Source organism: Olsenella sp. oral taxon 807 (assembly GCF_001189515.2).
Lineage (GTDB): Bacteria > Actinomycetota > Coriobacteriia > Coriobacteriales > Atopobiaceae > Olsenella_F.
On sequence record NZ_CP012069.2, the window covers coordinates 3116509 to 3139578 of the forward strand.

Here is a 23070-nt window from a genome sequence, read left to right on the forward strand (position 1 = left end):
TCCGCTTCGCACGTTCACCACCGAGTGGCAGTGTACGGCGCACTGCCACTCGCCCTCGAGCGTACCGGACGCACTGCCACTCGACCCTGAACGTTCCGCCCCGCACGTTCACCGCCGAGTGGCAGTGTGAGAGGCACTGCCACTCGCCCTCGAGCGTACCGGACGCACTGCCACTCGCCACTGAACGTTCCGTACTGCACGTTCACCGCCGAGTGGCAGTGTGAGACGCGCCGCCAGATACTCCCGATTGTATCCTGCAACGGCTGTGGGCGAAGTACCGGCAGGTTATCGGCGTATCCCGCATACCCACAAGCGTCTTGACAGCGTACTATCTCATGCCGGCCTCTCTCCTGAGGAGCTGCAGGAGCTGTGCCTTGTCGTACATGCCCAGCTTCCTGAGGCTCCGTGCCCTATAGACGCGGAGTATGTCGATAGCCTACCGGATCCTTGTCTTCCGGCTGTGTTGGGGGGTTCTCGGAGTTACCCGCCTCGGGGTCACCTGTATCAGAACCACCTGCCTCAGGGTAGCCTGACAGCATTATCCTGACTCCCCGGCACTTCCTTAACCCGCTGGACACAGACCCGAGCCGTCGCCTGCCCTGAGAGCCTGCGCCCGGCTGCGGAGAGCCATGGGCCACCGCCCGCGCGTGGCGGTCGCCAAGCCCGCAGGGGACGGCGCCGGGGCCGCGCGCGGACCTGCGGAGGGGCACATCCCGGCCCGGCGTCTCACGGAAAGGCGCAGTCTGCGGCTCCCATGTTGCGCAGAATGCGCTTTTCCGTCACGTCGCCGCCCGGAAGGCGTGGGGCGCAACCCCCCGCCAGCCTGCGGGGCACTATGGAAAATGGCTCAACTGGGCAAATGCGTCCGGGCAACCCCCCGCCAGTCTGGCGGGGGGTTGCGCTAGGGCCCGCAAGCCTCGGCCCGGCACCTCACGGAAAGGCGTAGTCTAGGCAGGGGGCCTCGCTGAGAGCGCACCCCGGGCCAGGCCGGGACACCATCAGGCTGCCAATTGTGGGCTAAGAAGGCGCCGAAAACCCAGCATTACTTCCCTGGCCCTCTCCCCGCCCCCTTGTCCCGCGAGCTCAGGGCGATGGGCGTTGACATCAGGTTCCCCGTCCTCTCCGCGCCCCTTGTCCGAGGTCCCTTGCCCCGCGCCTCCAGGCCCTCCGCCCCGCTCTCGGGCGCGGATGTGGTAAAAACGATGATTGAGACAGGCTTCAGGTGGCCATGCGAGGCAAACACGGGTTAGAATGGGAATGGTTCTGCCTCCGTTTGTCAAGACCCACGCGACAGACGGTGTGTGGTCTGTCGCCCATCATCGCCCAGGAGGTCTCGCGCATTGATCGCTTCGCCCGGCTCGTCTCAAAAGCCGCCGTCAGACGCTAGGGGACGTGTTGCCCTCCTCACGGCGCAACGCGTCTCGCGCATTGCCTCCATCGCTGCGCTCTATGCCGCAACCACCTTGGTGTGCCTGCTCTTTTTGGGTAGCCTCGCGTGGGGTCCCATCCAGTTCAGGCTCTCCGAGGCGCTCTGCGTCCTGGCACTCCTGAGTCCTGATGCCGTGCCGGGCCTTGCCCTTGGCTGTGCCGTCGCCAACATCGCCAACATCGCCGTGTCGGGTACGGGGATGCTCGGCATGCTTGACGTTGTCTTTGGCTCCCTGGCGACGCTTGTCGGCGCGTGGTGCACCTGGCGCCTGCGCAGGCACCCTCGGCTCGCCGTGCTTGGCCCTGTGGTCGCAAACGCGCTCATCGTGCCGGCCTACCTCCCCCTCATGCTAAAGGGCATAGGGTTCTACACGATTCCGTTCACCTCGATCTCGCTCGATGACTCGTATGCGCTCATGTATCTGTTTGGCCTTCTGGCCACCGGTATCGGCGAGGCCGTTGTTCTCTATGTTCTGGGCCTTCCGCTCTGGCGCGCGCTTCTTGGCAGCCCCCTCGTCCGTGACTTCGCTGCCAGGGAAGATACCGCAGGTGGTGGACGGACGTCCATCGGCGAGCCGCCCGTCCTTGGGGGCGGAGACGCGACGGGGGGCGGAACTGACCGCCATGTGACCGAGAGGATCTAGCCACCTTGAACCCCGCCATCGTCATACCGTCATATTGGACCGAGGGGGACGAGTCTGCCGAGATTGGGCGCGTCGGTGCCTACGACCACGCGACGGCCGTCCTCAAGCCGCTTCCCGAGCTCGAGTCCTGCCTTGACTCGCTTGAGATGGTGCGGGGGGTGCTCAGGGTCATCGTGCTCCTCGTTGCCTCCGGCGGCTGCGAGGATGCGGCTCGCGCACGTGTCGATGGGATCTGTCGCATGCATCCTGATCTGCACCCGCTTGTGGTGGGTGCACGCGAGGCAGGCGAGATCGCACGAGCGGTCGATCGCGTGGCGCCAGGGCTGAGCGGGGATCCCATCTCGCTCAGGGGCTATGGCGCCATCAGGAACATGGGGCTGGCGGCCTGCGCCGTGCTCGGACATGACGTCGCGGTGTTTTTGGATGACGACGAGGTTATCCTCGACGAAGATTTTCTCCTTGACGCCACCTACGGCCTGGGGATGGAGACGAGGCAGGGCCTTTCCATCTATGCCAAGAGCGGATACTTTATCGATAGGGAGGACTCCCCCTTTGCCGCGATGGACGGCCCGCGCCTGCGAGACCGCTTCTGGGCGAAGCGCGAGGAATTCAACGAGTGGATGCATCGGGCCCTGTCGGCCACGCGCATCTCGCGCTCGAACTCCATCTGCGGAGGCTGCTTTGCGATCACCGCCGAGGCGTACGCCAGCGTCGCCTTCGATCCGACCATCACGCGGGGAGAGGATCTCGACTATCTGCTAAACCTCAGGATGCTAGGCCTGGACGTGTGGTTTGACAACAAGTGGCGCGTGCGTCACCTGCCTCCCGAGATGCCCTCGCGCGCCGCTCGCTTCCTGCAGGACGTCTACCGCTGGGAGTATGAGCTTGCCAAGCTCGACCGAGCCAACGCGACCATCGGCATGCGCCAGGTGCGTCCCGAGTCGCTGAGGCCCTATCCCGCGATCTGGCTCTCGTCCGAGGTGCATGCCCGTATCGCCCTCACCGCGCTCATGCGGGTGATCTTTGGACCCGAGCGCCTCGCGTATCTGCGCATACTGCTGGTGGGGCGCCTGCGCGCGCGCAGGTGGGCGAGGAGCGTCTCGGAGAGCTACTTCGAGTTTCAGACCTATTGGCCCCGCATCATGGGCAGTCTCTGGCAGGACGCACCCCTCGCCAAGCGCCTGCTCCACATGGGCAGGCCTACACCCGTGACGAGGCCGCAGTGTCGAGACTGCCCTCCAAGTGGGGAGACGGCTGATGCATAAGGTGCGCAGGTGGACATCCGCCCACTTCGCCTTCCTCATCCGGGGGTTCCTGTTCGTTGCGACCGCAGCGTTTTTGGGGCTCCTCTCCTGGGGCATCGGTACGAGCAGCTTGGTCGCGTCTATGGTTGCGGGAGCTGGCCTTGCCGTCATCATCACCATGACGGGGTCCGTCCTGCTTGCCCCGGACGACCTGCGCTCGCAGGCGACGGAGCGCACCCTGCGCGTTGCCTCCGCGACGCTCAGGCACATGTCGGGTGGACTCACCCGAGAGAACGCCGCTGCGGTCTGTCAGCTGCTCCTTGCCGAGACGAGTGCCGCCGCCATCTCCATCACGGACACCACCAAGACCCTCGCCTACGTGGGCGATGGGGTTCTTGGCTATACGGGGGGCACGGCCAACTCACCCGCGACCAAGAAGGTACTCAAGTCCGGCCGCATGCAAACCTTCTCGAACCTCGGGGAGGACGAATGGGTGGGCACGGTCTTGGACGAGGAACGAGGTCCGCGTGAGCTGTCTTTACCTGTGGGGATCTTTGCCCCGCTTAGGGTGGCCGATAGCATCGAGGGAACCCTCAAGCTCTACTACCGTCACGGTCGCGAGGTGGACCGCACGCAGCTGGCCATCGCCCGCGGCTTCGGAGAGCTGCTCTCCACCCAGCTCTCTGCCTATGAGCTCGAGGCTCAGGCGGAGCTTGCCGCCCGCGCCGAGGTAAAGGCGCTGCAGGCCCAGATAAACCCCCACTTCCTCTTCAACACGCTCAACACGATAGCCGCCCTCACGCGCACGAATGCGGTACGGGCCCGCGACCTTTTGCGCGAGTTCTCCGTGTACTACCGCCGGACACTAGAGAGCTCCGAGTCCCTGATCCCACTCTCGGAGGAGCTAGCCCAGACCAAACGCTACCTCAAGATCGAGAAGGCGCGCTTTGGGGCGAGCCGCATCATCGAGTCGGAGGCCATAGAGCTCGGCGTCGAGCAGCTCCTTGTCCCGGGCTTCATCGTGCAGCCCCTCGTCGAGAATGCCGTGCGTCATGGCATGCGCGACGAGGGACCCCTCCACATCGACGTGCAGGCGACCACGGACGGCGACGACGTCCTGATAGCGGTGGCCGACGACGGCTTGGGCATGAGCGAGGAGGCTGCCAAGAACCTGCTCGCCGAGCCGTCGCTGAACCACTTGGCGAGCGGTGGCAAGAGGGGAGCGGGTATCGCCATCAGGAACGTGGCCGATCGCATAGAGAGGTTCTACGGCCGAGGCTCCGGCGTCGAGATCATGTCGAAGGAGGGGGCCGGAACGGCCGTCACGCTCAAGCTCATGGGGGCCGCCCCTGACGCCGCGAAGATCAAGGAGTAGTATTGATGGAACAGGGCTCATCAACAAGGCACGGGGCGTCCGCGCGCTACGTGGTCCGACGTCGTGTCTTCGTCTAGGGCAAAGAAGGCTAGGTGATTGCCGCATGATGAACGCGCTTATCGTCGATGACGAGGAGCCTGCGCGCTCCGAGCTGAGGTTCCTGCTCGAGGAGACGGGTCGTATCGACTGCATAGAGGAGGCCTCCAACGCGAGGGAGGCAGTCGAGGCCCTCGTCCGTCGCAAGGAGAATGTTAACCGCCGTCGTGGCATCGAGGTGCTCTTTTTGGATATTGCCATGCCCAAGACCTCGGGCATGCAGCTTGCGGAGGCCCTGCATCAACTCAAGAACCCGCCTGCGGTCGTCTTCGTGACGGCCTACAGCGAGTATGCGCTTAGGGCATTCAACGTGGACGCCATCGACTACCTGATGAAACCCGTCGAGACCGACAGGCTCATCCACTCGCTCGACAAGGTGGAGGCGCGCAGCAAGCCCATCACCCACGCGCAGTCCTCCGTCGAGCGCATTCCGGTCGAGAAGGGTGGGCGCAAGGTGCTCATTCCGGTGAGCCAGATTCACTACATCGAGGCCAAGGACGACTACTCCTGCATCTATACCGGGAGCGAACGCTTTCTCTCGACCGTCTCGCTCGCGAAGCTCGAGCAGAAGCTTACCACGCACGGTTTCTTCCGCGTGCATCGTGGATACATCGTGAACCTCGAGCATGTCGAGGACATTGAGGTCATCGCAAGTGGCATCCTGCAGCTGGGCATCAAGAACATACCGGAAAAGAAGATACCGGTCTCGCGGAGGCGCGTCGTGACACTCAAGCGCGCCCTCGGACTCTGATGGGGTGAGGCATGCGATACGACATCATCGCCGATACACACGGGTACCTCTCTGACGTGCTGCTCCATGCGCTTGAGGGTGCTGATGTCATTGTGCATGCGGGCGACATCTGCTCGGCGAGAGACCTGCACAGGCTCGAGGACATCGCACCGGTGAAGTTCTGCATCGGCAACAATGACTACGGGTACGACTACGGCCCCTTCGCCAAGCGAGACTATCGCTTCTACTCGAGTAAGCTACGCTGGCAGGTATGTCATTATCGAGAGCGCCTTGACCTTGCCGTCTGCGACGTCGCTGTCTGCGGTCACACACATCGCCCCCTCGTAGAGAGGGACAAGCGCTACGGCACTCTGGTCATGAACCCCGGAAGCCCCACCCATCCACGTGCGAGCGGACCCAGCATGGGGCGGATCATGGCCGAGGAAGGGCAGGTCCTCTCGGCCGAGATTATCCAGCTCGCGAGCTAGGCGAGGACACCTCGGGCTTTCTGTCCACAGCTTGGGGGCCTGTTCCGTCTGGCAAAAAGAGCGGTACGAAGATCTTGGTGTAGAGCCCCAGCCACATGAGCGAGACGCAAAATCCTGCCAGCACGTCGGTGGCATAGTGAACTCCCAAGTAGATCCTACTGAGCCCCACCGCTACCACGACGAGCGTAAACCCGCTCATGCAGAGGTACTTGACGAAGCGGTCCCTCTCGTAGTGCCACACCATCCATGCGAGCAGTCCGTAGAACGCCATTGCGATCATGGAGTGGCCAGAGGGGAAGCTGTACCCTGTCTCGGCGATGAGGCGAAAACCCTCGGGGCGGGGGCGGTGGACGATCTGCTTGAGCACCACGTTGAGTACGAGTACGAGTACGAGGTTGACTCCCGCACAGATTGCGGGCCGTCTGCCCGGCGCAAATGCCTCGACGGCGAGCAGCATCACGATCAGGACCACCGGTAGCGCGAGCTCGGAGATCGATTGCATGACGGGCGTGAGCCACGGTCTGCGCATATAGACGACGACCAGCTCATAGGCCCAGGAATCGAGTTTGACGGCCTCGCCCGCGAGGATCTCCTGCGCAAGCCGCATGAAGATGAGTGCGGCTACAACCACGATGATGGTGCGCAGGTTATCACGCACGAGCCTGGCAAACGTCCGATGCGCCCTCTTGCTTTGGGTACTCACCTGCGACCACACTCCAAAACAAAGGGACGACCGCATATGCAGCCGTCCCGACTACACGAACCGAACGCGAGAATGCCACCGGAAACAGGCGGCTTACGGCAAACCGACGACTCGTCATGATCAACTACCGACGAGTAAAAGCTGAGTACAAGCCTTACAGATTTGCTTCGATCTCTTTTATGAGATCGGCCTTCGGCATGCTGCCGACCATGGTGTGAACGGCCTTGCCGCCCTTGAAGAGGATGAGTGTGGGAATGGAGACGATCTGAAACTGCTGGGCAAGCTCCGACTCCTCGTCGACGTTGCACTTGTAGACGTCGAGCCTCTCGGACATCTCCTCTGCGACCTCCTCTACCACGGGGCCCAGGGCCCGGCAGGGGCCACACCAGGCTGCCCAGAAGTCAACGAGGACGGGCTTGTCCGCCCCGGCGACAAGCTGGTCAAAATCGGAAGCGGTCAGTGCGTTGGACATTGGTCTCTCCTCTAACGTGCGCATGAGTGCGCGGTCATTGCGTATGCAGCGCTTATACCCAGAACGTGGGACGGTTGCAGCTATAGAATGGTATTCGTGAAGTTTCAGTCGAGCGTTCGAGTAGGGCGGAGGGGCGAGATGGCAACAACGCGAGATGAGCGCAGGCTCGCCTTCGTGAACAAGGTGGCCACCGAAGTCGCGAGGCTCGAGGCCGCAGGTGTCGTCCTGGCAGGCAACGCCTTCTCGAGCGTGTGCTTCCTCAAGGGGGAGCTCTCGCGGCAGGAACGGGAGGGGGCGGCCCTGCTCTCGGGTGCGGATGGTGACGCGCTCAGGGCGTCGCTCGCGGCTTTGGGCTATGCGCCCGAGGATTGGTGTGCGGCCGCGACGTGTTTGCGTGACGGTCGAAGTCTTACCGCAGACACGCTCGTGCGGACTGTCGTTACCCTTGATCCCTCGACGCTCATCATCTGCGATGACGCGGCCGCAGCTGCGGTGCGCGGGGCCTATGCGGACGAGCTCTCCTCACTTCCTGACGCACGCCAGTCTGCGCTTGAGGCCGGTTGGGTCGTGCCCCTTCTGGGCATGCGCGCCGTGAACCTCGGTGGCTTCGCGGCAGCCCTTTTGGACCAGCGTCAGAAGCAACTTATGTGGGCGCGCCTCAAGCAGCTTCCCCCGCTCGGCGAGCCCTACTGACGCTGAGCGCTTCGACGCGCTATCTTGGTTCGGAACACCCTCCCATCGGCTATCATGGAACTATTATTATGTGCCGGTGTCGCATCGGCGCATCGGCGGCAGGACTCAAGGCAGAGGAGCAGACATGGCAAACGTTCCCGCACCGATCGACGTGACCCAGACCTCAGAGTGGAAGGCGCTGCAGAAGCACTTTGACAAGCTCAAGGAGTCGGTTACCCTCAAGCAGCTGTTCGCCAACGATCCCCAGCGCGTGAAGAAGCTCAGCTTTGATGCCGCAGGGCTGCACTTTGACCTCTCGAAGAACCTCGTGACCGACGAGACCCTCAAGCTCCTCGTCGCCCTAGCCAAGGCCATTGGCCTCGAGGAGAGGCGCTCGGCTATGTTTGATGGCGTGCACATCAATACGACAGAGGATCGAGCGGTGCTCCACACGGCGCTTCGTCGTCCTGCGCGTGAGGCCGGCACGCTCGTCGTAGACGGGCAGGATTGCGTCAAGGATGTTCATGAGGTGCTCGACCGCATGTACGCCTTCTCACAGAGGGTTCGCTCTGGCGAGTGGAAGGGTGTCACGGGCAAGAGGATCGAGAACGTCATCTCCATAGGCATAGGCGGATCGGACCTGGGTCCAGTTATGGTGTACGAGGCGCTCAAGCCCTATGCGGATGGTGGCGTTCAGGTGCGCTACGTCTCCAACATCGACCCCAACGACATGGCCGAGAAGACCCGTGACCTCGACCCCGAGACCACGCTCGTGATTGTCGTCTCCAAGACCTTCACCACGCTCGAGACCATGACCAACGCTCGCGAGGCGAAGGCATGGCTGCTCGAGGGCCTGAAGGCACAAGGGGCTATCGACGGCTCCGACAGGTCGCTGACAGAGGCCATCAAGCGGCACTTCGTGGCCGTCTCGACCAACCTTAAGCTCGTCTCCGACTTTGGCATCGACCCCGAGAACGCCTTTGGCTTCTGGAGCTGGGTCGGCGGGCGCTACTCGGTTGACGCCGCCGTGGGCCTCTCCCTTATCATTGCCTTTGGTCCCGAGCGCTTCTCTCAGTTCCTGCAGGGCTTCCACGACATAGATGGCTACTTCTGTAAGACGCCGCTCGAGGAGAACGTCGTCGCCCTCATGGGACTCGTCAACGTGTGGTACGTCAACTTCTGGGGTGCCGAGAGCCATGCCGTCCTGCCCTATGACCAGTACCTGCATCGCTTTCCCGCATACCTGCAGCAGCTCACGATGGAGTCCAACGGTAAGTCGACGCGCTGGGATGGGACGCCCGTCACCACCAAGACCGGCGAGATATTCTGGGGCGAGGCAGGCACCAACGGCCAGCATGCCTTCTACCAGCTCATCCACCAGGGCACTCGTCTTATCCCAGCGGACTTCATCGCGTTTGCCAACACGCCCAACCCCGCCAAGGACGGCGAGCAGGACGTCCACGAGCTCTTCTTGGCGAACTTCCTTGCCCAGACCAAGGCCCTGGCCTTTGGAAAGACGGCCGAGGAGGTGCGCGCCGAGGGTACGGCAGAGTGGATGGTGCCAGCGCGCTGCTTTGCCGGAAACCGCCCGACGACCTCCATCTTTGGTGATACGCTCGATGCTCGCACGCTGGGGGCGCTGATCGCGCTCTACGAGCACATCACCTTCGTCGAGGGCAGCGTATGGGGGATCGACTCCTACGACCAGTGGGGCGTCGAGCTGGGCAAGCAGCTTGCCAAGCAGATCACACCCGCCTTCCACAACGACGAGGCCCTCGCCACCCAAGACGAGAGCACCAAGGCCCTCATCGCGTACTACCGCGCCCATCGCAGGTAGCCCTGAGTCGCCCCCGGGCGCCACGGTGCTGCGCGCCGTGGCGGGGCGCCCCTGAGTGTTGCGTGACATGCCGTGCCTCCGGACTTGGGTCCGGAGGCGAGCGGTAGGGGCTAGCAGTTGCCCGCATACACGTGGGGAAGCCAGCGACGCGCCACCTCCACGAGGGCGCGTATGTCCTTAACGGGCGTCGGGCCACGGTCTTGCATGAGCCAGTTGGGAAAGAAGCGCGTCAGGTGGTAGGTGATGTCTCCGTCCAGGGAGGCTAGCCACTTGGCCATGGCCTCGATCTCTTGGACAGAGTCGTTCTCGCCCGGCACGACGAGGGTCGTGACCTCAAGGTGGCAGCTGGGTTCAGCCGCGAGCCGCTCGATGGCTGCGCGCACGGTGTCCAGATCGCCCCCATAGCGCTCGTAGGTTCTGGCTTGGAAGCTCTTGAGGTCGATGTTTGCTGCGTCGATGAGGGGCGCGAGCGCGTCTATGATGTGCGGGCGTGCGCAACCGCTCGAGACGAGCACGTTGGCCAAGTCGGCCTCGTGTGCGAGCGTGCCCACGTCGCGAATGTACTCCCAGACGACGAGCGGCTCGTTATAGGTGTGGGCGATCCCCACGACGCGCCCGTCGCGCCTGTGTGCGCCGCGGGCGGTCTCGACCAGCTCTGCGGGCGTGATCTCTTGCCAGGGGACGTCATGCTCTCCCGCTTGCGAGATCTGCCAGTTCTGACAGAAGGGGCAGCGCAGGTTGCAGCCATAAAACCCAGCCGAGAGCAGCAGCTTTCCCGGTCGCCAGCGGGCGAGCGGCTTCTTCTCGACGGGGTCGAGCGCAAGCGAGGTGATGTGGCCATAGCCTGTGGCCACAATGCGCCCGCCCACGTTGCCTCGAGCACGGCAGCGCCCCATGCCACCCTCGGGGATGCGGCAGGCGTGCGGGCAGACGTCGCAGGTGACGGTGGTCGCGGCTCTGGTTGTGGCGGCGGCTGCGGTCGCGGTGGGGGTGGCCGTGGCGGCGGCCGCAGTGGGGGACCGAGGCACGGTCGTACAGGCGCTCATGTGTGGCGCACGACCTCGAAGCGCTCGAGTCGCCAGCTGTCGCGCGCAAGATCGATGCCTCCCTTGCGTGCGGCGATGTCTATCTGCTCGTCCACCGTGTCCACGCCGTCGAGGTCTGGGAGCAAAAGGCCGCACCTTCCGTCATCCGTGCTTACGATGACGCCGTAGCGGCGCACGTCGAGCTGCTCGGGACCTTCGATCGGCTCTGGGGGACTCAGCACGTCCACGTCGTAGACAAGCTCGTCGAGCTCATCTACGCGCACAGGAGCAAAGCGCGGGTCATGCACCGCAGCGCTCACGGCGTTGGCGCAGATCTCTGCAGCGAGGCTCTCCCTCGTAGGGGCGATGGTTCCGATGCAGCCCCTGAGCTCACCGTCCTTCTTGAGCGACACAAAGCAGCCTGCCCGTGTCGTCGCGAGCTCATCGGGCAGCGCGAGATCTTTGGGCAGGTCGTCCGGAAGTCGCACGCGCCCCCCGTCGCGCACATGGGTCTCGAGCGAGAGACGAGCCAGACGTACATAGGGATCCTCGGACGCCCTGCGCCCTGACTGCTCGCGGGCGCGGGCTTTCTCGTACACGCTGAGGTAGTCACGCTTTGGGCAGCCGCGCTCGGGTCCGCAGGGCGTGAAGGCGGCCACGGCATAGCCCACGCCAAAGGGTCCCTCGTAACTGAGCAGCTCGGGGTGAATCTCTGTCTGGTCGAGTGCTCCTGCCATCATCTGGAAGCTGCGCAGGCCGCACTCGGCCGCCCGCTCGGCGAGGCGTGGGTCCATCGCGAGTAGCGGCAGGAAGTCTCCTGACAAGAACGCGTCGCACACGATGCGGTCGAACGTGGGTCCCTCGGGCGCAAAGCCGTAGGGCCCGTCCTTCGTGAGCTTGTGCGAGAGGTCCCCTGACGCCACGTAGACGACCCGCCTGCCGAGCACGTCGGCCACTCGCTGTATCAGCGTGCCCAGGCGGTAGTGCGCCGCAGGGGAAAGTCCCGAGATTCCTATGCGAACAACCCTAAAGTCCATATCGCGCCCCGCCTCGCGATAGGCCTCCTCTATGAAGTGCAGCGGGACCATAGTCGCGTGGTCGAGCGCAGGGTCTTGCTCGCCCTCGGTGCCGGCGGCAAGGTCATCTGCCGCCGCTGCAGCCCCAAGTGAGCTCACGAACGCCTCGTCGTAGCGCACGTGGTGACATGCCTTTGGGGCACCAAAGTGGCCGAAGTTCCCAGAGGCTGCGGATCCGGGCGAGATGTGCAGGTAGTCCCTGTACATGATCGAGTGCGGAGACGAGATGACGAGGGTCTCGGGCGAGAGCTCGCAGATGCGCCTTCCCATCTCGCGATAGGCAGCGACGGTCGCTTGGATCTCCTCCTCGCGACCGTGACCGACGGCGTGGACGATGAGTGGTGGATGCGGAACGGCGTAGGCGGCAAGAATGGCCATGGATCCCTCCTCTTTCGTGAAGCAGAAATCACCCATGACTATACTAGACGAGCCGGGCGCCTGCCATGGACGAGCCGGGCGCCTGCTCCCGCAGCGGCTCTATGCGGTCTCCTCCACGATCAGTGGCTCCGTCTGGAAGCTGACGCAGTTCACGTAGCCGCGATTGGTCTGGCGCAGCACCGGGATGCAGGCGAGTGACATCACGCCCATGGTCATGAAGGGTGAGGGCAGCCTGCAGCCCATGGTGCGCCAGGCCTCCTCGATCCTCGAGACCTTCTCGCTCACGACCTCCACGCGCCCGTCGCTCATGAGCCCGCAGACGGGAAGCTCAACGAGCGCCAGCACCTTGCCATCCTGGACGGCCACCTCGCCGCCGCCGCAGGCCTCGAGCGTGCGGGCCGCGAGCAGCATGTCCGCGTCGTTGTCGCCCATCACGAGGAGGTTGTGGGCGTCGTGGCTCACGGTCTGCGCGAGCGCCCCGTGTATGCCAAAGCCCGTTGCGAAGCCGTGGGAGAAGGTTCCTGCGTCTGCGTGGTGGCGGTCGAAGACGCATACCTTGAGTATGTCATGGTCGGGGTCAGCCATAAGCTTGCCTCCCCGAACGGGCACCTCGACCACGCTGTCTTGCGTGATCGTGTCTCCACCGCTTACGGCCATCGCACGCACTTGGCAGCTGCCGTCGGGGCGGCCCTCTCCCTCCCTGAACTCAAACGATTGGGGACAGAGCTGCCCGCCCAGGTTCATCGTGCTCGTCATGAACGTGGGCCACGCGAAGGGCCTCACGTCAAAGAGGGCCTGCCCTCGCTCGGCCACCTGACTCCCGTCGATCCAGACCCTGACCGCCCTGAAGTCGCGCAGGTCCTCAAAGAGTACGATGTCCGCGCACTTGCCGGGGGCTATGGATCCCATGTCGCGCCCCACGCCAAAGTACTCCGCCACGTTGATCGTGGCCAGCTGCAGCGCCACGACCGCGTCGAGGCCCAGCGCAACGGCGTCGCGCACCACGCGGTCCATGTGCCCGTCGCTCACGATGGTGTGGGGGTGAGAGTCGTCCGTGCAGAGCAGGCAGTGGTGCATGTCCACGCCACTTTCGATGAGCTGGGGCAGATACCCCGGGAGGTTGAGCCATGCCGACCCCTGTCTGAGCTGCGCATACATACCCATGCGGAGCTTGGCGAGCACGTCGGCGACGCTGCCCGACTCGTGGCAGCACGAGGCGCCCGAGGCGATGTAGGCCGCAAGTCCGCGATCGATGTCGGGAGTCACGTAGTGGCCGGTCACGACGCGGTCGGTCTTGAGGGTCTCGCGCACCTCGTCTAAGGCGTTCTTCTCGCACGCCAGGATGCCCGGGAAGTTCATCATCTCTCCGAGGGCGCAGGTCTCGGGCCATGTCATGGACTCTGCGATCTGCGCGGCGTCGATGCTAGCGCCCGTATCCTCGACGTCCGTGACGGCGGGTACGCAGGAGGGTGTTGTGAGCATCGTCTTGAGCGGCGTGCGAGCCGCGTCCTCCCACATCGCGCGTACGCCGTCGAGGCCGCAGACGTTTGCGACCTCGTGCGGGTCCGCGTAGATGCCCACGGTTCCGTGCGGCACGACGGCGCGCGCGTACTCGGAGGGCCCCACCATCGATGACTCGATGTGTATGTGGCTGTCGAGGAGGCCGGGCGCGGCAAAGAGTCCGTTGGCGTCGACGACCTCGGTGGTCTTGCCTATGCAGTGGGCTGCCGAGTGGCCACCTATGCCCAGGTAGGCTATGCGCCCGCAGGCGATGGCGATGTCTGCGTGCTCCAGCAGCTCGCGCGTGTCGACGCTCACCAGGTGCGCGTCCTTGATCACGAGCTCTGCGGGCTGCTGCCCCTGCGCGACCCTCACCAGCGTATCGTTGCACTCCCAAAGCGGCATCTTGCAGAAGCGGTTAATCATGGTGTCCTCGCATCCTCGCGTCTTGGCTGTCATCGCTGCCGCCCGGCGGCCCCTTGCCGTCTGCGGCCCCTTGCCGTCCGACGGCCTTCCCTCGCGCCATCCTCGTCCGCCGGCTCTTCCGGACGTTATCCTCGTCCGTCCTTTGTCGGTAGAGTAGCGCAAGTGAGTGTCGCGTGCGCAACAGCGCTATCATGGGACCTGTGAGTGTTGGCTCTTGGCCTGAGAGAGGTGTGGACTGTGGGATACAGAAGTCATGCGTGGCTCAGAAACCTTATTGTGGCGGTGGTGCTCGTTGCCGGCGTGGGCTGTGCCGTTGCCTTTGCCCTCTCGCCGTCGCGCTCGCAAGACACGGTGAGTGACGCCTCCCCAGCCGCGTCGCCAGACGGTGATGCGCCGCAGCCGCAGCCTGTGACACCGGAGGTCGTCGAGAACACGTCCGATGCCAAAAAGCTGGATCAAGGAATAACGTTCTCGGGACCTGACCCGGCCAAGACGGAAGATGGGGCTCAGGCTGGCAGCGGTACACCCGCCCCTGACAACGTGCAGCGCGGCTGGAAGTGGGTTGCCACAGACGACGGTTCGGGGGGAAACGATGGCGGCAAGGCCGTCTACTGCGACGACGCGGGAGGCCACCTGCAGACGGGCAGTGCCACGATCGACGGCGTCGAGTACCACTTTAACGAGACGACCGGCGCCCTTGAGCTGGGGGCTCAGTGGATCCAGGGAGAGCACTTCAACCACGGCACGAAGGCTGTCCAGAAGTACATCGTGCTCCACGACACCGAGGTTGCGGGTAGCCCCGCCAGCGTCGTTGAGGGTTGGAAGAACTCGCGAAGTGGTGCCGTGGCGGCGCACTTCGTGATAGGGCGCGACGGGTCACTCGTTCAGTGCGGGCGCCTGAACCAGATCCTGCACCATGCGGGCTGGGGTGGTCCTGGGGACTTTGATAGCAAGTTTGGCGTCGGGTCCAACGACGGCAAGGGCAACGGGGACGACCTTTACGGCGTCACGCCGTGGTCAGGTTACACCTCCTACGGCATGAACTCCTACTCCGTAGGTATCGAGATGGTCCACCTCACGGGCCAGGACTATCCCGAGGCACAGCTCGACAAGCTCGATCAGATCATACGCTACATCGATACCTACTTTGGCTTTCAGTCGACGATCATCAAGCATCGCGACTGGCGTCCCTCGAACTCGGACACGGAACCCAACTTCGACCCCTACTTCGAGAGCTACCAGCGCATTCGCAGGCACCACTGAGCGGAGGTGTGCGAGGCCGGGGCCGGGAGGTAGATTTTTTCGGTTCGCATTTAGACTCTCGCAGAACGGTCCTCTCGAGGGCCGTTCTGCCCACTCATGCTTGGGAGTCCCTCCAAACTGTATGTTTCGTCACGTCGCTCGATAAACACCCAGGTAGTGTTTCTGTAAGGCGACGAAAACGTACAGCTTACGGGGCGTCGCCGCTTACGACGCCCTCACTCGTCCCCGTACCTCGCCGCCTTCGCCCCCGCCGTCCCGCCCATCCCCACCACCTCGTCGTCTTCTCCCGTGCCGCCTCGCTCCCGTCGCCCCTCCCCGCGCGATGTGAGTGAATCACTCACATCATATTCCTGAAGTGAGTGATTCACTCACTTCGAGATACTGTTCAGTAATCCTCTGACCTGGCCTTATGTATTTTGTTCTCCGAAGGTAACACCAATTTTTGGTCGAGAAATCACTCACATCATGTTCCTGAAGTGAGTGATTCACTCACTTCGCGAGGTGGCCTGCCCGTTTCCGTGGTTGCCATCATGCGGGTTAAAGGCTACACAGGCAAGGCGCACTAAGGTGTGATGGGCATGGAAGGAGTTGGCATGACAAACAAGTGGTTCAGAAGGTTCATGAGCGTATTCCTCGCGCTCGTCGTGGCGCTTAATCCGCTCGATACACGGTCATTCATTACAAAGGCACTTGCCACGGCCCCAGAATCTGCCGGGATGAGTGATGTGGAGAAGAAGGCCACGCCTGGACTCAGTGCTTTGGGTAAGGGTGTCGCCAAGGCCCTCGGCCCTCTTCTCGGGGCGCTGGGCAGTGGGGTGGCTGAGGAGGCTGAGGAGACTGGCTCCGAGACTGTGGGTGAGGCTATCGAGGGCACAGCCACAGCTACCGAGGAGGGCGCCGCTACCGTCGAAGAGGGTGCCACCGCTGCAGAAGGTGGTGCCGAGAAGGGAGCAGCCGAGGCTGAGGCCGGACAGGCTGAGACCGAGCAGGGCGCTACTGAAAAGGGTGCGGCAGAAGATCAGACTAAACCAGATACGCCCAAGGTTAAGTCAACCTCGCCCAATCAAATGCAGAAGCAGGTTGGCAGACGCCAGGCACCAAAGGAAGTGGATCGTGTCGACACCGGGAATACTGCTTCTGGCGCTCAGCCACATATTCATTTCAAAGGTGACTATAAGTCTTTGAATATGGATGGGACCTGGGGGGCATGACGGGAAGGTGGCTCCCCACTTGACCAGAAAAATGATAAAGTGGCTGAAAGATAATGGCTGGGGCATTCCTGAGGAGTACCGATGAGGCCGGGTGAGTGCCTCGTAGCTGTTGGTGGCTGGCTCGGTGGCCTCGCTCTCGGGAAACCGTTACGTGTTGCATATGAGAGCTGGATACTGTATGGATGAGGAAAGATACCTTCTGCGCGATGTCACGCAGTTGCCGCAGGTGCACGACGGGAGGCTCGCGGGTCTGGACGTGACGGGAGGCGCCCTGACGCTGCACATCGACGACCTGCACGAGCCTAATGCACCCTCAGGGAGCTGCGACATGGTATTTGAGGGCTTCGACGACGTCTATTCGGATGTGAATCTTCTCGTCACGAGGTTTGGCGTCGGCATGAACGTTACGGGGCGGCTCTTCTACCTGGATGATCTCATGGTCTATATGGAGAGGAGGCGACTACCGGACCTGTGGGTGCTGGAAATTCTGGCACGTTGCGAGAAGGTTATGATCGGTTGCTGGCTGTCGGCGCTCGACCCCGAGGACCGGGGGTCGCCGGCGTGGCTGTCGATATGCGCGAGGTCCTTGCGCTACCTATGGTCGTAGAACCGAACGAGGAGAGAAGCAGCCTGATGATCGAAGAGCGGAAATTAAAGGTACAGCTTACGGGGTGTCGCCGCTTACGACGCCCTCACTCGTCCCAGTACCTCGCCGTCTTCATCCCCGCCGTTCCGCCCCTCCCCACGCGATGTGAGTGATTCACTCACTTCGAGATACTGTTCAGTAAGCCTCTGACCTGGCCGTATGTATTTTGTTCTCCGAAGGTAACACCAATTTTTGGTCGAGAAATCACTCACATCATGTTCCTGAAGTGAGTGATTCACTCACTTCGCGCTTGCGTCGGCTTCCGTGGAGTTCCCGCTCAGCGCGCTCGATACGTAGGTCTTTGCTACGAAGATGCCCGCCGTCCCGACGGTCTCGAGGTTCGCTGGGATGAGCGACGGGGAGAGGACCAAAGAGACGCACGCGTGGCCTAGGCGGATCGATGAGGGTCGTGACTGTGCCGACCCTACATATATAAGAGAGAAGAATATAAGAGAGGAGAGAATCCGCCCGCGACCTTTCGCGCTTTTGATGTGCTGTTTGTGCGGCCTCGTCGCGTGGGGAAGGGTTTGCTAAAATTAGTCTGTTAGCGCGCTCGACGGGTGCGGGCGGCGTCACACCTCGAACCTGGTCAGGACCGGAAGGTAGCAGCCATAAGGGGCCTCTGGCGGGCGTCCGCTCCCATCGAGCGCGCTGCATGTGCACATCGTGACATGCGCTTCCTGTCTTGCTCCCCACTGCCAAGAAACGGGCCTCGTATATGGACTTCGTCAACTTCATCGTCAATCTGTTGCGTAACCCCCGTAAGTCCATAGAAGCTGCTATCGAGATGGGGCCCTTCGTCTCCTATGGCTTCGTTTTCCTCATTATCTTTATCGAGACGGGCGTCGTCTTCTTTCCCTTTCTGCCAGGCGATTCCCTGCTTTTCGCCTCGGGCTTCTTTGCGCATGGCGGTGATGGCGGTGGTTTCAACATCTTCATCTTGCTCGGCATCGTGTGGGTGGCGGCCATCTTGGGTGACCAGTGCAATTTTATGATTGGCCACTTCTTTGGGCGCAAGATCGTCGCGTCGGGCAGGGTCAAGGCCATGACACCCGAGCGCATGGAGAAAAGTCAGGTGTTTCTTGATAAGTGGGGCCACTTGGCCATCTTCTTGGGGCGCTTCTTTCCGTTCATTCGCACGTTCGTGCCGTTCATTGCGGGCATGGGCGGTATGAAGTGGCACAACTTTGTGCTCTGGAACGTGCTTGGTGGCATCACCTGGTCAACGCTGTTCACGCTCTTGGGCTACTTCTTTGGTGGCATCGAGTTTGTGAAGGAGCACTTCGAGCTGCTCGTCGTGGGTATCGTGGCTGTGTCACTTGTGCCTACGGTCGTGGGTCTCGTCCGGAGTCACCTTAAGAAGCGCTCTGTTTCTTAGGTAGGCAAGAGCGTGCCTCACGGATGGGCGCCCTGCTCGTGGCTTCTCACGTAAAGATGCACTCTGTACGTGCGCGGGATGGAGAATGCGCTTTTCCGTGAGCCGCGCGTCCGGTCTTCTGTGGGGCAGTGGACGCAGTGCGTTTTTCCGTGAGGGCAGCTCCCCAGAATGCGCTTTTCCGTGAGCCGCTGGGCATAGAATGCGCTTTTGCGTGAGGTGTCTCGACGTTTGCCCAGCTCAGGAAAAGCGCACTCTACGGAAAAGCGCACTCTGTGCGTGCGACATCACGGAAAGGCGCACTCTGCGTGATTGCGTGCGCACGGAATGCGCTTTTCCGTGAGCCGCCGAGATCAGAATGCGCTTTTGCGTGAGGTGTCCCACGCCACCCCGACGCCCCCGTCCCAGCCCTCCTGTCCCCGCCGCCATTCCTGCTGATTCGCCCAAGATTTTGCATTTGCGCCATTGACGTTTGCGAGAGGGACCAAAAGAGACTACCGTTGCCATAGGACTAAGCACCCGACAGACCGCTTGCGTTTGGCCGGGCGTCAGAAGCCTTTGGGCGGCACGTGCGTACGGCGGCGATCAGGTGAGGACGGAGACGGCAATGGCAGCGAAGGGTGACCTTGGCCTGGTGGCCCGCTACCTTGGGCGCTACCGGCGCGACTTTGCACTCGCGACGATATTTGCCTTCGCCGAGTCGGTGCTCGAGCTGACGATTCCCTTTCAGATGGCGTACATCGTGGACGTGGGCATAGCCCAGGCCAAGCTCGACCTCATCTATCTTTCGGGCGCGCAGATGCTTGTGACGGCCCTCGTCGCTGGTGGATGTGGCTTGGGCTACGCACGCGCCTCCGCACGTGCCGCGATGGGCTTTGGCGCGAATCTCCGGGAAGCGGAGTATGCTCACCTGCAGGGCTTCGCCTTCTCCAATCTCGATGAGTTCGAGACGTCCTCCCTGGTCACGCGCATGACCACCGACGTCACCGTCGTGCAGAACGCCCTCATGATGGGCTTTCGACCCCTTTTGAGGGGTCCCATCATGCTCGTGATGGGCCTTCTGATCGCCTGCACCATGAGCGTTCAGCTCGCACTGGTGTTCCTTGTGACGCTGCCGGTCCTGGCGGTCGTCCTCGCCATCATCGTATTGCGTGTGGCTCCCCTCTACGGTGTGATGCAGGGTGCGATGGACCGCCTCAACGAGGCTCTGCAGGAGGACCTCGTCGCGATACGCGCCATCAAGGCTTATGTGCGGGAGGATTACGTCGCCGAGCGCTTCGAGCGCGTGAACGAGCTACTGGCCAAGAGCTCTACCCGAACCTTCAGGATAGCCGTGCTCAACACGCCGATCTTTCAGTTGTCAATGGGCGTCGCAAGCGTGTGCCTCCTCTGGTTTGGTGGGCAGATGATCATGGCGGGCACGCTCGGGGTGGGCACGCTTACCGGGTTCATGAGTTACGTGCTACTCATCATGAACTCCCTGATGATGATCTCGAGCGTGTTCTTGCTGCTCGCGCGAGCTATTACGAGCATCCACCGCATCTGTGAGGTCCTGCGAGAGAGACCCGCGCTCACGAGCGCGAAAGATGGCCTGACGTCGGTGCCTGACGGTGGGGTGCGCTTCTGCGACGTCTCGTTCAAGTACAGCGCGAACGCCAGGAAGGACGTGCTCGAGCACGTGAGTCTGTACTTTGCCCCGGGTTCCACGGTGGGCATCCTCGGTGGTACCGGCTCGGGCAAGACCTCGCTCGTGCAACTGATCGCCCGCCTCTATGACGCGAGTACGGGAGTGGTCGAGGTGGGAGGGCACGATGTGCGCGACTACGACCTCGCGTCGCTTCGCGAGGCAGTGGGCATCGTGCTGCAGAAGAACGTGCTCTTCTCGGGCACCGTCCGTGACAACCTGCGCTGGGGAAACCCCGACGCCACGGATGAGGAGCTGCTCGAGGCCTGTCGCGTCGCCTGTGCGGACGAGTTCCTAGAGAGGATAGGTGGCCTTGACGGTGACCTCGGCCAGGGTGGCGTCAATGTGTCGGGTGGGCAGAAGCAGCGCCTCTGCATCGCGCGTACGCTCCTCAAGCACCCTAAGGTCATTGTGTTCGACGACTCGACGAGCGCCGTCGACATGAAGACCGATGCAAGGATACGCTCCGGCCTCGCGGCGCTCGGCGGTATGACCAAGGTCATCGTCGCGCAGCGCGTGAGTTCCGTCGTGGAGTCAGACCAGATAGTCATCTTGGACGACGGGCGCGTGCACGCGACGGGCACCCACGCTGAGCTGCTCATGCACGATCATATCTACCAGGAGCTGTGCGCCTCGCAGGGCGTGGCCTCGCTCCACGAGGCCGTCGGAGCGGCGCAATCGGCGCTGAACGCAGGCGCGCAGGCCGTCCACCCGGGTGACGGCGGCGAGGATGGGGCAGAGGTGCGCCATGGCAGCTAGAGCAGATGCGCCGAGAGCGCCGCAGGATCTTGGTCGTACGCTGCGCAAGCTTACCGGCTACCTTGGCCACGCGCGGTTCCAGCTGCTTGCGGTAGCTTTGCTCGTGAGCGTCTCGGGACTTGCCAATCTCGTGGGCACCTACATGATCAAGCCGGTCGTGAACGCGGTGGGAAGAGGAGACGCAGGCGGCTTCACGTCAGGTATTGCCCTGACGGCCGGCATCTACGCGCTGGGTGTGGTGGCCTGTCTCGGCTACACGCAGACGATGGTCCACGCGGCCCAGCGCATCGTCTTTGACATCCGTCGCGACCTGCTCGCCCACATTCAGACCCTGCCGCTCTCGTGGTTCGACTCCCGACGTAGCGGCGACATCATGAGCTTCTTCACCAATGACGTGGACACGGTCTCGGAGGCGCTCAACAACAGCTTCGCGAACATGGTCCAGGCGCTGATACAGACCGTGGGCACGGTCGCTCTGTTGCTCGCGCTCAACTGGCGCCTCACCCTGATCACGCTCGTGTGTGACGCGCTCATCGTGCTCTACGTACGCTTCTCGGGTCGACGCTCAAAGCGCTACTTCTCGCGCCAGCAAGAATCGCTGGGCCTGCTTGACGGCTACATAGAGGAGATGACGAGCGGCCAGAAGGTGATCAAGGCCTTCAATCATGAGGGGCAGAACCTCGCGGGCTTTCGGGCGCTCAACGACGACCTGCGGCAGACGGGCACGAGCGCACAGGCCTATGCCGCGACCATGGTGCCCGTGACGGTGGCCGTGTCATACGCCAACTATGCCATCGTGGCCGTGGTGGGGGCCCTCATGGCGCTCTTTGGGCAGATGGACGCGGGTAGTCTCGCCAGCTACCTCGTGTTCGTCCGGCAGGCGGCCATGCCCATAAACCAGCTCACGCAGTTGGGTAACTTCCTGCTCACCGCCCTTGCGGGCGCGGAGCGCATCTTTGAGGTGATGGAGCTTCCGGCCGAGACGGACGAGGGCGTGACCCACCTTGAGTGTGTTGAGGGCGAGGCGACCAAGGTGGCGGGCGTCAGCGAGTCCTGCCGCGCGTGGCGCTGGCGCAAGGGGGACGGCAGCTGTGTTGCCCTTGCCGGTGACGTGCGCCTGGAGCACGTGAACTTTGGTTACCTGGCTGGCCAGACCATCCTCGAGGATCTCTCGCTTTGGGCGAGGCCGGGCCAGAAGATTGCCTTCGTGGGCGCGACCGGTGCCGGCAAGACAACTATCACGAACCTCATCAACCGTTTCTATGACATCCGCTCGGGGTCGATCTCCTACGACGACATCGACATACGTGCCATCTGCAAGCCCGACCTGCGTGCATCCCTTGGCATCGTGCTGCAGGATACCCACCTCTTCGCGGGGACCATCGCGGACAACATACGCTTTGGCAAGCTTGACGCGACCGATGATGAGGTGCGACGCGCGGCCCAGATAGCGAATGCCGACTCCTTCATCAGCCGCCTGCCCAAGGGCTACGACACGTCCATCAGTGCGGACGGGGCGAGCCTGAGCCAGGGGCAGCGCCAGCTCATCTCCATCGCGCGTGCGGCGGTGGCGGACCCGCCGGTGCTCATCCTAGACGAGGCGACCTCGAGCATCGATACGCGTACCGAGGCCCTGATCGCACGCGGCATGGACCAGCTCATGGCCGGGCGCACCGTGTTCGTGATAGCCCATCGCCTCTCGACCGTGCGTAACGCCGACGCGATCATGGTGCTCGATCACGGTCGCATCGTGGAGCGTGGCACGCACGATGGGCTTCTGGCCCGGCGCGGCGAGTACTGGCAGCTCTGGACGGGTGCCAAGGAGCTGGATTAGCCCTGTCGGCAAGGAGTGCGACCAACCCCTCTTCCGGCAAGCCCCCGTGAGGGTATGTGGCCGAACTTCTTCGAGGTGGAGCGCGTCTTGTTGAGTGTGCCAAGGTGCCGTATTCGGGTCGGATGGCCCGATCGCGGCAGGAGGGAGCACACCTTGCGGCGCGGGTGATGGGTGGGGTGACAATCCTCGCATGGCAAGAGGCCG

19 protein-coding genes and 1 other RNA gene are annotated in these 23070 nt (G+C 62.9%); 14 read left to right on the forward strand and 6 right to left on the reverse strand.

The annotated features are described in order from the left end of the window. Nucleotides 1-1340 precede the first annotated feature (1340 nt). The 5 genes from ADJ70_RS13435 to ADJ70_RS13455 all read left to right on the forward strand — a co-directional run bounded on the left by ADJ70_RS13435 (nucleotide 1341) and on the right by ADJ70_RS13455 (nucleotide 6005). On the forward strand, nucleotides 1341-2072 hold the full coding sequence (locus ADJ70_RS13435; protein ID WP_083444048.1) for a QueT transporter family protein: 732 nt from the start codon (nucleotides 1341-1343) through the stop codon (nucleotides 2070-2072). Between the two features lie 5 nt (nucleotides 2073-2077). After that, on the forward strand, nucleotides 2078-3337 hold the full coding sequence (locus tag ADJ70_RS13440) for a glycosyltransferase (protein ID WP_050342221.1): 1260 nt from the start codon (nucleotides 2078-2080) through the stop codon (nucleotides 3335-3337). Continuing rightward, the gene (locus tag ADJ70_RS13445; protein ID WP_050342223.1) at nucleotides 3330-4691 is read left to right on the forward strand and encodes a sensor histidine kinase; all 1362 of its coding nucleotides are present in this window, start codon (nucleotides 3330-3332) and stop codon (nucleotides 4689-4691) included. Before ADJ70_RS13440 ends, ADJ70_RS13445 begins: the two co-directional genes overlap by 8 nt. A 103-nt stretch (nucleotides 4692-4794) precedes the next feature. Then, on the forward strand, nucleotides 4795-5538 hold the full coding sequence (locus ADJ70_RS13450) for a LytTR family DNA-binding domain-containing protein (protein ID WP_216597277.1): 744 nt from the start codon (nucleotides 4795-4797) through the stop codon (nucleotides 5536-5538). Nucleotides 5539-5549: 11 nt separating this feature from the next. Next, nucleotides 5550-6005: a metallophosphoesterase family protein gene (locus ADJ70_RS13455; RefSeq protein ID WP_050342227.1), complete on the forward strand. Its 456-nt coding sequence runs from the start codon at nucleotides 5550-5552 to the stop codon at nucleotides 6003-6005. Here ADJ70_RS13455 and ADJ70_RS13460 read toward each other — a convergent pair. Together ADJ70_RS13460 and trxA are read right to left on the reverse strand one after the other, a co-directional pair. Further along, nucleotides 5986-6708, reverse strand: a complete 723-nt coding sequence (locus tag ADJ70_RS13460) for a phosphatase PAP2 family protein (protein ID WP_050342229.1) — start codon at nucleotides 6706-6708, stop codon at nucleotides 5986-5988. The genes ADJ70_RS13455 and ADJ70_RS13460 overlap by 20 nt on opposite strands. Nucleotides 6709-6862: 154 nt before the next feature. After that, nucleotides 6863-7180, reverse strand: a complete 318-nt coding sequence (gene trxA, locus ADJ70_RS13465; RefSeq protein ID WP_050342233.1) for a thioredoxin — start codon at nucleotides 7178-7180, stop codon at nucleotides 6863-6865. Between the two features lie 138 nt (nucleotides 7181-7318). On the opposite strand from trxA, the gene ADJ70_RS13470 reads away from it, so the two are divergent. Then, a complete protein-coding gene (locus ADJ70_RS13470) occupies nucleotides 7319-7873 on the forward strand; it encodes a hypothetical protein (RefSeq protein WP_050342236.1) in 555 nt (184 codons plus the stop codon). Nucleotides 7874-7997: 124 nt separating this feature from the next. Continuing rightward, entirely contained in the window at nucleotides 7998-9689 is a 1692-nt protein-coding gene (gene pgi, locus ADJ70_RS13475; RefSeq protein ID WP_050342238.1) for a glucose-6-phosphate isomerase, read from the forward strand. Nucleotides 9690-9799: 110 nt separating this feature from the next. Here pgi and amrS read toward each other — a convergent pair whose 3' ends face one another. The 3 genes from amrS to ADJ70_RS13490 form a co-directional block, all read right to left on the reverse strand. Continuing rightward, nucleotides 9800-10735, reverse strand: a complete 936-nt coding sequence (amrS, locus tag ADJ70_RS13480) for an AmmeMemoRadiSam system radical SAM enzyme (RefSeq protein ID WP_083444050.1) — start codon at nucleotides 10733-10735, stop codon at nucleotides 9800-9802. Next, complete coding sequence (gene amrA / locus ADJ70_RS13485; protein WP_050342241.1) at nucleotides 10732-12168, reverse strand: AmmeMemoRadiSam system protein A; 1437 nt, start codon at nucleotides 12166-12168, stop codon at nucleotides 10732-10734. The genes amrS and amrA overlap by 4 nt, the downstream gene beginning before the upstream one ends. A 99-nt stretch (nucleotides 12169-12267) precedes the next feature. Further along, nucleotides 12268-14094, reverse strand: coding sequence for an adenine deaminase (locus ADJ70_RS13490; RefSeq protein ID WP_050342243.1), 1827 nt, complete (start codon nucleotides 14092-14094; stop codon nucleotides 12268-12270). Between the two features lie 237 nt (nucleotides 14095-14331). Here ADJ70_RS13490 and ADJ70_RS13495 point away from each other — a divergent pair, with 237 nt between their 5' ends. Then, nucleotides 14332-15357, forward strand: coding sequence for an N-acetylmuramoyl-L-alanine amidase (locus ADJ70_RS13495; protein WP_050342245.1), 1026 nt, complete (start codon nucleotides 14332-14334; stop codon nucleotides 15355-15357). 215 nt (nucleotides 15358-15572) lie between these two features. Here the strand turns inward: ADJ70_RS13495 and ADJ70_RS15530 are convergent, their stop codons facing one another. Further along, a complete protein-coding gene (locus tag ADJ70_RS15530; protein WP_256381295.1) occupies nucleotides 15573-15698 on the reverse strand; it encodes a hypothetical protein in 126 nt (41 codons plus the stop codon). Nucleotides 15699-15950: 252 nt separating this feature from the next. Here ADJ70_RS15530 and ADJ70_RS13500 point away from each other — a divergent pair, with 252 nt between their 5' ends. The 6 genes from ADJ70_RS13500 to ADJ70_RS13525 all read left to right on the forward strand — a co-directional run bounded on the left by ADJ70_RS13500 (nucleotide 15951) and on the right by ADJ70_RS13525 (nucleotide 22866). Beyond that, the gene (locus ADJ70_RS13500) at nucleotides 15951-16568 is read left to right on the forward strand and encodes a hypothetical protein (RefSeq protein ID WP_050342247.1); all 618 of its coding nucleotides are present in this window, start codon (nucleotides 15951-15953) and stop codon (nucleotides 16566-16568) included. A 178-nt stretch (nucleotides 16569-16746) separates the two neighbouring features. Next, nucleotides 16747-17175, forward strand: a complete 429-nt coding sequence (locus ADJ70_RS13505) for a hypothetical protein (protein ID WP_050342249.1) — start codon at nucleotides 16747-16749, stop codon at nucleotides 17173-17175. 594 nt (nucleotides 17176-17769) lie between these two features. Further along, nucleotides 17770-17861, forward strand: an RNA gene (gene ffs, locus ADJ70_RS13510) — signal recognition particle sRNA small type. Nucleotides 17862-17932: 71 nt separating this feature from the next. Then, on the forward strand, nucleotides 17933-18592 hold the full coding sequence (locus ADJ70_RS13515) for a DedA family protein (protein WP_050342251.1): 660 nt from the start codon (nucleotides 17933-17935) through the stop codon (nucleotides 18590-18592). 604 nt (nucleotides 18593-19196) lie between these two features. Then, complete coding sequence (locus tag ADJ70_RS13520) at nucleotides 19197-21032, forward strand: ABC transporter ATP-binding protein (protein WP_083444052.1); 1836 nt, start codon at nucleotides 19197-19199, stop codon at nucleotides 21030-21032. Then, nucleotides 21022-22866 carry an ABC transporter ATP-binding protein gene (locus ADJ70_RS13525; RefSeq protein WP_050342253.1) on the forward strand — a complete coding sequence of 615 codons (1845 nt, stop codon included), beginning with the start codon at nucleotides 21022-21024 and terminating at the stop codon, nucleotides 22864-22866. The genes ADJ70_RS13520 and ADJ70_RS13525 overlap by 11 nt, the downstream gene beginning before the upstream one ends. Nucleotides 22867-23070 lie beyond the last annotated feature (204 nt).